This is a genomic window from Rhodoferax sp. UBA5149 (genome assembly GCF_002413825.1).
Classification (GTDB): domain Bacteria; phylum Pseudomonadota; class Gammaproteobacteria; order Burkholderiales; family Burkholderiaceae_C; genus Rhodoferax.
Window position 1 is genome coordinate 1 of record NZ_DHXT01000093.1, and the last position, 10,712, is coordinate 10,712.

The 10,712-nt window shown below is 59.7% G+C and carries 8 protein-coding genes; all 8 read left to right on the forward strand.

Going from position 1 to position 10,712, the window contains the following annotated elements; translation table 11 throughout:
• The coding region (locus B3V69_RS07955) for an ATP-binding cassette domain-containing protein (protein WP_296445411.1) at positions 1 to 1,089 on the forward strand (1,089 nt) is incomplete at its 5' end.
• Positions 1,090 to 1,212: 123 nt separating this feature from the next.
• On the forward strand, positions 1,213 to 1,842 hold the full coding sequence (gene rimP, locus B3V69_RS07960; RefSeq protein WP_296445413.1) for a ribosome maturation factor RimP: 630 nt from the start codon (positions 1,213 to 1,215) through the stop codon (positions 1,840 to 1,842).
• 17 nt (positions 1,843 to 1,859) lie between these two features.
• Positions 1,860 to 3,368, forward strand: coding sequence for a transcription termination factor NusA (nusA, locus tag B3V69_RS07965; RefSeq protein WP_296445415.1), 1,509 nt, complete (start codon positions 1,860 to 1,862; stop codon positions 3,366 to 3,368).
• 127 nt (positions 3,369 to 3,495) lie between these two features.
• Positions 3,496 to 6,441 carry a translation initiation factor IF-2 gene (gene infB / locus B3V69_RS07970; RefSeq protein WP_296445417.1) on the forward strand — a complete coding sequence of 982 codons (2,946 nt, stop codon included), beginning with the start codon at positions 3,496 to 3,498 and terminating at the stop codon, positions 6,439 to 6,441.
• 17 nt (positions 6,442 to 6,458) lie between these two features.
• Positions 6,459 to 6,827, forward strand: coding sequence for a 30S ribosome-binding factor RbfA (gene rbfA / locus B3V69_RS07975; protein ID WP_296445420.1), 369 nt, complete (start codon positions 6,459 to 6,461; stop codon positions 6,825 to 6,827).
• 90 nt (positions 6,828 to 6,917) lie between these two features.
• Positions 6,918 to 7,880 (forward strand): tRNA pseudouridine(55) synthase TruB, encoded by a 963-nt coding sequence (gene truB / locus B3V69_RS07980; protein ID WP_296445421.1) that lies wholly within the window; start codon positions 6,918 to 6,920, stop codon positions 7,878 to 7,880.
• 74 nt (positions 7,881 to 7,954) lie between these two features.
• Positions 7,955 to 9,778 (forward strand): translational GTPase TypA, encoded by a 1,824-nt coding sequence (typA, locus tag B3V69_RS07985; RefSeq protein WP_296445423.1) that lies wholly within the window; start codon positions 7,955 to 7,957, stop codon positions 9,776 to 9,778.
• A gap of 237 nt (positions 9,779 to 10,015) precedes the next feature.
• Positions 10,016 to 10,712, forward strand: a 697-nt coding sequence (locus tag B3V69_RS07995; protein ID WP_296445425.1) for a 3-hydroxyisobutyryl-CoA hydrolase, incomplete at its 3' end; no start/stop codon positions are given.

Here is a 10,712-nt window from a genome sequence, read left to right on the forward strand (position 1 = left end):
GGGCAGATTCTGGACCTGCTGGCCAGTTTCCAGAAAAAAAATGGCATGGCCGTGCTCATGATCACCCATGACCTCAATCTGGTGCGCCGCTTTGCCGACCGCGTCATCGTCATGGAAAACGGCCATATCGTGGAGCAGGGCGCGGTGGCCGACGTCTTTGCCCATCCGCAACACAGCTATACCCGCCGCTTGATTGACAGCAAACCGGTGCGCGATGTGGCGGAACGGGCGCCGCTCGCAGGCGAACAGGCCGTGATGCAGGCCCGGGCGCCGCTCGCAGGCGAACAGGCCGTGATGCAGGCCCGGGCGCTGCGGGTGGGCTATGCCATACCGCTGCCGGGATTCAAGGGCTGGTTCAGGCATGGTGAGTTCGTCGCCGTGCAAGGCGCCGACTTCGACCTGCAGCCCGGACAGACCCTGGGCGTCATGGGCGAATCCGGCTCGGGTAAATCCACGCTGGCACTGGCCGCGCTGGGTTTGCTGCCTTTCAGCGGCGAATTGCAGGTGACGGGACAAGCCTGGGGCATCAGTGCGCTCAGCAACAAATCCTTGCGCCGCGTGGTGCAAGTGGTGTTTCAGGATCCTTTTTCTTCCCTGTCGCCGCGCCTGACGGTGGAGGAAATTGTGGGCGAAGGGCTGTTGGTGCACGAGCCCGGTCTACTGCCAGCCCAAGCGCGCCTGCGTGTGCTGCAGGCACTGCTGGATGTTGGCATGGGGCTCGGCATGGATGAATCCCAGCTTGCGGGGTTGCTGCAGCGTTATCCACATGAATTTTCGGGCGGGCAACGGCAACGCTTGGCGATCGCCCGGGCACTTATCGTGAACCCCTTGATCCTGGTGCTGGATGAACCCACCAGTGCACTGGATGTCACGATCCAGAAGCAGGTTTTGCAACTCTTGCAGCGCCTGCAACGGGAGCACGGTTTGAGCTACCTGCTCATCACCCACGATGTGGATGTCATCCGGGCCATGGCCCATGACGTGGTGATCATGAAAGATGGGAAAATCGTGGAGTCCGGGTCAGCGGTGCAGGTGTTGACGGCTCCGATGCACGACTACACCAAAACCCTGCTCGCCGCAGGTGGATAAATCCTTAGAAATCAAGGCACTTAAGCGGTTTTTAGGATACAATCCAAAGCTCACGACCAAACGGGCGGGTATCTACCGCCCGTTTTTTTTGGTCGATTGTTTTTGCATTGCATCTGAACACACGTGGCACTGAAAGAAATTGTTGAACAAACCGTAGCCGGTCTGGGCTACGACCTGGTCGAAACCGAGCGTTCCGCGGCGGGATTGCTGCGCATCACGATTGACCTGCCGTGGTCGGCGCCAGCGGATGGCGCGGTGCCGGGTGTAGCGCAGTTTGTGACGGTGGAAGATTGCGAGAAAGTCACTCGCCAGTTGCTGTTTGCGCTGGAAGTGGATGGGATTGAGTACAAGCGGCTTGAAGTGTCCTCGCCGGGCATTGACCGTCCCTTGCGACATGAAAAAGATTTTGAGCGGTTTGTCGGTCAGGAGATTGACGTCACGCTGAAGGCGCCCATCGGGGTTGCGGCAGGGGCCTTGGTCAATGCCACCCGCAAGAAGTTTCGGGGCACCCTGGAGCGCGCCACGGGTGAGGACGGGGGCGCTGTTGCGGGCGGTTGGCAAATCGTTTGGAGCGATGCGCCGGTGGTCAAGCCCGGTCAAAAAGTCAGCAAGAAGAGATTGCCGGCGCCGTTGCAGGCCTTGGGCTTTACGCTGGATGAGTTGAAGGAGGCGCGACTGGCGCCTATTGTCAGCTTCAAGGGGCGCGGCGAGGGCCGTGATTCCAAGGGCGACACAGAATCGAATTTGAATTGAAACAGGAGAGTCATGGCATGAATCGCGAAATGTTAATGCTGGTGGAAGCCATCTCACGCGAAAAGAACGTGGAGCGTGATGTGGTGTTTGGCGCTGTCGAGGCAGCGCTGGCCCAAGCGACCAAGAAGCTGTTCCAGGGCGAGGTGGATATCCGCGTCGCGGTGGACCGCGACAGCGGCAGCTACGAGACGTTTCGTCGCTGGCATGTGGTGCCCGATGAGGCGGGCCTGCAGTTGCCTGACCAGGAAATCCTGTTGTTCGAAGCCAAGGAACAGATTCCCGACATCGAGGTGGACGAGTACATCGAAGAAACGGTGGAATCGGTTCCGATTGGCCGCATCGGTGCCATGGCGGCCAAGCAGGTCATTCTGCAAAAAATTCGCGATGCCGAGCGTGAGATGTTGCTCAACGACTTCATGTCGCGCGGCGACAAGATTTTCGTCGGTACCGTCAAACGCATGGACAAGGGCGACATCATTGTCGAAAGCGGTCGTGTCGAAGGCCGCTTGCGACGTAGCGAGATGATCCCGAAGGAAAACCTGCGCATGGGCGACCGCGTTCGCGCCATGATCATGGAGGTTGACCTCACCCTGCGCGGCGCACCGATCATTCTGTCGCGCTCCGCGCCTGAATTCATGATTGAGCTGTTCCGCCAGGAAGTGCCCGAAATTGAGCAAGGTCTGCTGGAGATCAAATCCTGCGCCCGTGACGTCGGTTCGCGCGCCAAGATCGCGGTGCTGTCGCATGACAAACGGGTGGACCCGATCGGCACCTGTGTCGGTGTGCGCGGCACGCGCGTCAATGGCGTCACCAACGAGTTGGCCGGTGAGCGCGTGGACATTGTGCTGTGGAGCGAAGACCCGGCCCAGTTTGTGATTGGTGCCCTGGCCCCGGCCAATGTGTCCTCCATCGTGGTGGACGAAGAGCGCCATGCCATGGACGTGGTGGTGGACGAAGAAAACCTGGCAATCGCGATTGGCCGTGGCGGTCAGAACGTGCGCCTGGCGTCCGATCTGACCGGCTGGAAGATCAATATTCTGGATGCTGCCGAGTCGGCCCAGAAGCAAGCCACCGAGACCGATTCGGGCCGCAAGCTGTTCATGGAAAAGCTCGATGTCGACGAGGAAATTGCCGATCTGCTGATTGCGGAAGGCTTTACCAGTCTGGAGCAGGTGGCCTATGTGCCGCTGGAAGAAATGCTCGAGATCGAGAGCTTCGACGAGGACACGGTCAACGAATTGCGCACGCGCGCCAAAGACGCGCTGCTGACCATGGAAATTGCGCATGAAGAGAGTGTTGAAGAGGTTTCGCTGGACTTGCATGACCTTGAAGGCCTCACCCCCGAACTGATCGGCAAGTTGGCAGAGAGCGGCGTTCACACCCGTGACGACCTGGCCGATCTGGCCGTTGACGAGCTCACGGAAATCACCGGCCAGTCTGCGGACGAAGCCAAGACCTTGATCATGAAGGCGCGCGCACATTGGTTTACCAATGACGCCGCTTCTCAAACACCGTCAATGTCATGAAATCGAAGATTCAGTGCAGACTAACAATTGCCCATAGGCTTGTTATGTCGTAGCTAAAACGAAGTTTCAGTGATGGCTAACAATTGCCCGCAGGGCTTGTTATGCCGAACTAAAGGTTACACAACAAATGTCCAGTACGACCGTCGCCGAGTTTGCAAGCGAACTCAAAAAATCAACCGATACCTTGCTTGAGCAACTGAAATCGGCGGGAGTGGCCAAATCGGCCGCTTCTGACAAGCTGACAGACGCTGATAAACAGCATCTGTTGACTTATTTGCAGGCCAGCCATGGCACTGCCAGCCCTGAGCGCAGGAAGATTACGCTCGTCAAGAAGTCCACCAGCGAAATCAAGCAGGCGGACTCCAGTGGCAAGGCGCGCACCATCCAGGTCGAAGTGCGCAAGAAGCGCACCTTTATCCGCCGCGAGGACGGGGTCGAAGTGGCTGTTGAGGTGCCCGAGCAGGAGTTGGAACACGAAATTGACACGACGCCGCTGATCGACAACGCTGAATTGGCGCGTCGTGAGGAAGAGGCTCGCCACCAGGCTGAATTCATTCGCCGACAGGAAGAGGAATTGTCGGAGCGCCGGCGTCAGCGCGAAGAGCTGGAGGCGCGGGCTCATGAAGCGGCTGAAACGGCCGCTGCAACCGCTGCTGAAAAAGCCGCTTCGCAAGCCGCCGTGGAGATAAACAAGCCTGTAGCTCCCGTCGAACAAGCGCAAGATGCTATTGATATCGCAGCAGCCAAGGTTTTGGAAGCAGCCGAAAAAGCGGGAAACGTGGCCAAGGCGCAATTGCTGGCACGTGAAAAAGCGGTCGCCGATTCCAAGGCGCGTGCGGCTGAAGATGTCGCACGGGCGGCCGATCTGGGGGATCGCCGGCGCAAGGCAGAGGATGAAGCCGCTGCCATTCGTTTGATGATGTCATCACCGGCCAAAAAAGCGCCGGTCGCCAAGAAACCGGAAGAAGTCAAACCGGCGGTCAAGCCAGGCGCTGCCGATGCCGCCAAGGCCGGCCTCAAAGGGACGCTGCACAAACCAGCCGCTGGCGCGGCGCCTGCCAAACCGGCCAAGCCCGGCGCCGCTGGCGCCCCAGGTGCCGGCGCCGCCGCTGGCGCTGGAAAAGAAGTCAAATCGGCCAAGCTCTCCAGTAGTTGGGCGGGCGATCCGGCCAAGAAAAAGGCCCTGCCAACCCGTGGCGCCACCGGTGCACCCGCTGGCCGCGGCACCAACTGGCGCGCCCCGGCACGTGGCCGACGCGGCAGCAATGACCGAGACCGTGACGACCACCGCGTGCAGGCAGCGCCTGCCGAGCTGCGCGTCATCGAAGTGCATGTGCCTGAAACCATTACCGTGGCCGAGTTGGCGCACAAAATGGCCGTCAAGGCGTCGGAGGTGATCAAACACCTGATGAAGCTGGGCCAGATGGTCACCATCAACCAGCCCTTGGACCAGGATACCGCCATGATTTTGGTGGAAGAAATGGGCCACAAAGCCATCGTGGCGGCGCTGGATGATCCGGAAGCCTTTACCGATGACGAAGTGTCACAGCAGCAGTCAGAATCGTTGCCGCGCGCACCGGTTGTGACGGTCATGGGCCACGTCGATCACGGCAAAACTTCCTTGCTGGATTACATCCGTACCGCGAAAGTGGCTTCGGCCGAAGCCGGCGGTATTACCCAGCACATTGGTGCCTACCACGTGGAAACACCACGCGGCATGATTTCCTTCCTCGATACCCCCGGTCACGAGGCCTTTACGGCTATGCGTGCCCGTGGTGCCAAGGCCACCGACATCGTGATTCTGGTGGTCGCGGCGGATGACGGCGTGATGCCGCAAACCAAAGAGGCCATCAAGCACGCCAAGGCGGCCGGTGTCCCGATCGTGGTGGCGATCAACAAGATCGACAAGCCGGATGCCAACCCGGAGCGCGTCAAAAACGAGCTGGTGGTGGAAGAAGTGGTGCCTGAAGAATTCGGCGGTGATTCACCCTTCGTGACGGTATCGGCCAAGACCGGGCAGGGCATTGATGCCTTGCTGGAGCAAGTGCTGCTGCAGGCCGAAGTGCTGGAGCTGCGCGCACCGATTGATGCCATGGCCAAGGGCCTGGTGATTGAGGCGCGCCTTGACAAGGGTCGCGGCCCGGTGGCCACCATTCTGGTTCAGTCTGGCACCCTTAAAACCGGCGACATCGTGCTGGCCGGTTCTACCTACGGCCGTGTGCGCGCCATGCTGGATGAAAACGGCAAGACCATCAAAACGGCTGGCCCTTCGATTCCGGTCGAGATTCAGGGTCTGACCGAGGTCCCGCAAGCGGGTGACGAGTTCATGGTGATGTCCGACGAACGCCGGGCCCGTGAAATTGCTACTTACCGTGCTGGCAAATTCCGCCACACCAAGCTGGCCAAGCAGCAGGCAGCCAAGCTGGAGAACATGTTCACCGACATGGCGGCTGGTGCTGTCAAGATGGTGCCCATCATCATCAAGGCCGATGTGCAAGGTTCGCAGGAAGCGCTGGCGCAGTCGCTGCTCAAGCTCTCGACCGACGAGGTCAAGGTGCAGTTGGTCTACACGGCGGTCGGTGCGATCAGTGAATCCGACGTGAATCTGGCGATTGCCTCCAAGGCTGTCATCATCGGCTTCAACACCCGTGCCGACGCCGGCGCGCGCAAGTTGGCCGAGAACAACGGCGTTGACATCCGTTACTACGACATCATCTATGACGCCGTGGATGAGCTCAAGCTCGCCATGTCGGGCATGTTGACGCCGGACAAGAAGGAAGAGGTCATTGGTACCGCCGAGATTCGTCAGGTGTTCAAGGTCAGCAAGATCGGCTCGATTGCCGGTTGTATGGTGACCGCCGGTGTGGTTCGGCGTACGGCGCGTCTTCGTCTGCTGCGCGACAACGTGGTCATCTTCACCGGTGAACTCGAATCGCTCAAGCGTTTCAAGGACGATGCCAAGGAAGTCAAGGAAAGCTTCGAGTGCGGCTTGAACATCAAGAACTACAACGACATCCAAGAGGGTGACGTGCTGGAATTCTTTGAAATTCGCGAAATCGCCCGTACCCTTTGATAGGCGGAGCATAAACCGTGCGAATCAAGTCAAAAACCCCCAACCGCGCCTTCAAGGTAGCCGATCAGATCCAGCGCGATCTGACCGAGCTGATCGCGCGCGAGCTGAAAGATCCGCGGGTGGGCATGGTGACGATTCAGGCGGTGGAAGTCACGCCGGATTACGCACACGCCAAGGTGTTCTTCAGCTTGCTGACGGGAGACCCGAAAGAATGCACGGAAGGTTTGAATCAGGCGGCCGGGTTTTTGCGGGCCGGCCTGTTCAAGCGCCTGCACATTCACACCGTGCCCACACTGCATTTCCTGTTTGACCAGACGACCGAACGAGCCGCCGACATGAATGCCTTGATTGCGCGGGCCGTGGCCTCTCGGGCCAAAGAGGACTGAAATGTGGCCCCCACGCTTGCCATTTCATGTGCTTCGCTTCCCCCCAAGGGGGCGTTACCCGTCTTGGGGCGGCCCGGCGCCGGCTAGACGATGAATGCGCCACGTGCACGGGTTGCCAGGCGCCCCGTGCATGGGGTGCTGTTGCTGGACAAGCCTCTGGGCTGGTCGAGCAATGACGCCTTGCAAAAAGCCAAATGGCTGTTGCGTGCGGAAAAAGCGGGCCACACCGGCACGCTGGACCCGCTGGCCACCGGGGTGTTGCCCCTGTGTTTTGGTGCCGCGACCAAGTTCAGTCAGCTCCAGCTGGATGCGGACAAGACGTACGAAGCGGTGGCGCGACTGGGTATCAAGACCAGCACCGGGGACGCCGAAGGCGACGTGATTGAAGAGCGACCCGTGAAGGTCACGGAGGAAGACGTCAGAAACGTGGTGTCGCGGTTTGCCGGGTTGATCCGGCAAATACCGCCCATGCACAGTGCGTTGAAGAAGGACGGTAAAGCGCTCTACGAATATGCGCGGGCGGGCATTGAGGTGGAGCGGGAAGCCCGTGAAGTGACAATTTATAAGTTAAATATGGCGCTAGCCCCCGTAGACATTGCGCAACCAGCTATCAAAATGATAGTTAAATGCAGCAAGGGGACTTACATCCGAACCCTCGGCGAGGATATCGGTGAAGCCTTGGGCTGCGGTGCGCACCTGAGCGCCTTGCGGCGCATCGAGACCGGTGGTTTTGATGTGTCGCAGTGCGTGACGCTGGATGCGCTGGAGGCCATGACGGAGGAAGAGCGCTTGAAATGCTTGATGCCGGTGGAGTCGCTGTTGCGCGATCACACGGTGGTCACGCTGGAGGCCGAGAGTGCCGGGCGTTTTCTGAGTGGCGTACGCCGTCGGGGGGCTTGGCCTGACAAGGGGCCAGTGGCCGTTTACGGCCCTTCGATTGGCGCAGGACCGGCAGATCGCGTCCTGTTGGGCACGGCGCACGTCGTGGCGGATGAACTGATACCGGGGCGCTTGTTAAGCCCGCTTGAGATTGAGCAAATTAGCAGACTTTGACCGGATTTTGAAAGATTGGGGGACAGACTTGAGCGCAGCGGCGCTCTGTCCTCAACTAATTAAGAAAGTGAACCATGAGCCATAAACAAATTCGCAACATCGCCATCATCGCCCACGTTGACCATGGCAAGACCACCATGGTCGACCAATTGCTGCGCCAGTCCGGCACCTTTGCCCAGCACGAGAAGGTGGTCGACACCGTGATGGACAACAACGCCATCGAAAAAGAGCGTGGCATCACGATTCTGGCCAAGAACTGCGCCGTGACCTGGGAAGGCACGCACATCAACATCGTCGATACCCCCGGCCACGCCGACTTCGGCGGTGAAGTGGAACGCGCATTAAGCATGGTGGACGGCGTGGTGCTGCTGATCGACGCCCAAGAAGGCCCGATGCCGCAGACCCGCTTTGTGACCAAAAAAGCGCTGGCCCTGGGGCTAAAGCCCATTCTGGTGGTGAACAAGGTGGACAAGCCCGGTGCGCGCCCCCAATGGGTGGTCAACGCCGCGTTTGATTTGTTCGACAAGCTCGGTGCCACCGATGAACAGCTGGATTTTCCCGTGGTCTACGCCTCGGGCATCAACGGCTGGTCGTCGATGGAAGAGGGTGCGCAGGGTGAACAGTGGGGCCCCGACATGTCGGCCTTGTTCAATACCATCCTCCAGCATGTGCCGCACCAACAGGGTGACCCCGCAGCGCCGCTGCAACTGCAGATCTCGGCGCTCGACTTCTCGACCTTTGTCGGCCGAATTGGGGTTGGCCGTATCAGCCAGGGCACGATCAGGCCCATGATGGACGTGGTGGTCATGGAAGGCCCGGACGGCAAGGCCGTCAAGGGTCGTATCAACCAGGTATTGACTTTTCAAGGCCTGGAACGCGTGCAGGCCACGGACGCCGGCCCCGGCGAAATCGTGCTGATCAACGGCCTGGCCGACATCGGTATTGGCGTCACCATCACCGACCCGGCCAATCCGGCGCCGCTGCCCATGCTCAAGGTTGATGAGCCGACCCTGACCATGAACTTCTGCGTCAACACCAGCCCGCTGGCTGGCCGTGAGGGCAAGTACGTCACCAGTCGCCAGATTTGGGACCGCCTGCAAAAAGAACTGCAACACAACGTGGCCTTGCGCGTCAAGGAAACCGACGAAGAAGGCATCTTTGAAGTCATGGGTCGCGGCGAACTGCACTTGACTATTTTGCTGGAAAACATGCGCCGCGAAGGTTTTGAGATGGCCGTCAGCAAACCGCGCGTCGTGATGAAGGACGTGAACGGCGAAAAGTACGAGCCCATTGAAATGGTGACCGCTGACATTGAAGAGCAGCACCAAGGTGGCGTGATGCAGGCTTTGGGCGAGCGCAAGGGTGACCTGGTGAATATGGAATCGGACGGCCGTGGCCGCGTGCGCCTGGAGTACCGCATCCCGGCGCGTGGCCTGATCGGTTTCACCAACGAATTCCTGAATCTGACGCGTGGCACGGGCCTGATCTCCAACATCTTCGACAGCTACGAGCCGCACAAGGGCGACATCGGCGGCCGCAAAAACGGCGTGCTGATTTCCATGGACGCGGGTGAAATTTTCACCTACGCGCTGGGCAAGCTGGACGACCGCGGCCGCATGTTCGTGCGGGCCAACGACCCGGTGTACGAAGGCATGATTGTCGGTATCCACAACCGTGACAACGATCTGGTGGTCAATGCCACGCGCACCAAGCAGCTGACCAACTTCCGCGTCAGCGGCAAGGAAGACGCGATCAAGATCCCCCCGCCGATCGAATGTACGCTGGAATACGGTGTGGAATTCATTGAAGACGACGAGCTGGTTGAAATCACGCCCAAGTCGATTCGTCTGCGCAAGCGCCACCTGACGGAGAGCGAGCGCAAACGCGCTGGCCGCTAATCCCTGAAATACGGGCGCTTCGTCCCGATTTTCCCTGGCTGCAACGGGCTATTCCTTTTGCGCCGGCGGTGCTGTGCGCCCGGGGGCTCAAAACCCCCGACGTGTCATTGTCGGGCTTGCCGGAGGTGATTTTTGGTATCCTGCTGGCGTACGTCGGTGCCCACGAGGTGCCGGGGCCCAATGTGCTGGTGATTGGCGCGCTGGTCGTCGAGAACTGATTGGATGGAGGAGCAGAGCATGAATGCAAGTAGCACCCTGTCAACGGACGACGCGCCTGACGTCCTGAGCGAGGTTCACGGCCATGTCGGCCTGATCACGCTGAACCGGCCCAAGGCGCTCAACGCGCTGTCGCTTTCGATGATTCGCGCCCTCACACAATGCCTGCTGGCCTGGCGTGATGACGACCGGGTGAAGGCGGTGGCGATTCGCGGCACCAGCAAGACCGGGCCTTTCGGCGCTTTTTGTGCCGGCGGCGACATCCGTTTTTTCCACCAGGCCGCCTTGGCGGGCAATTCCGAGCTGGAAGACTTCTTCACCGAAGAATATGCCCTCAACCATCTGATCCACCGCTATCCCAAGCCCTATATCGCCTTCATGGATGGCATTGTCATGGGCGGTGGCATGGGCATCAGCCAAGGCGCCAGCCTGCGCATCGTCACTGAGCGCACCAAGATGGCCATGCCCGAAACCAATATCGGCCTGTTTCCCGATGTCGGCGGTGGCTATTTCCTCAGCCGCTGTCCTGGGCGAGTCGGCGAATGGCTGGCACTGACCGGTGAGATGATTGGCGCCGGGGGTGCGCTCGAGTTTGGTTTGGCCGACACCTGCTTCGACAAGGCCCGACTGGAATCAGCCTGGCAGGCCCTGGCCAGTACAGACTTTGACCGACCGGGTGCCATCGATCAATGGAATGCTATGTTTTCAATAGCTTCTC

Coding starts and splice junctions, on each gene's coding strand:
- truB (WP_296445421.1), top strand. CDS start 6,918: ATGAATGCGCCACGTGCACGGGTTGCCAGGCGCCCCGTGCATGGGGTG.
- typA (WP_296445423.1), top strand. CDS start 7,955: ATGAGCCATAAACAAATTCGCAACATCGCCATCATCGCCCACGTTGAC.
- infB (WP_296445417.1), top strand. CDS start 3,496: ATGTCCAGTACGACCGTCGCCGAGTTTGCAAGCGAACTCAAAAAATCA.
- nusA (WP_296445415.1), top strand. CDS start 1,860: ATGAATCGCGAAATGTTAATGCTGGTGGAAGCCATCTCACGCGAAAAG.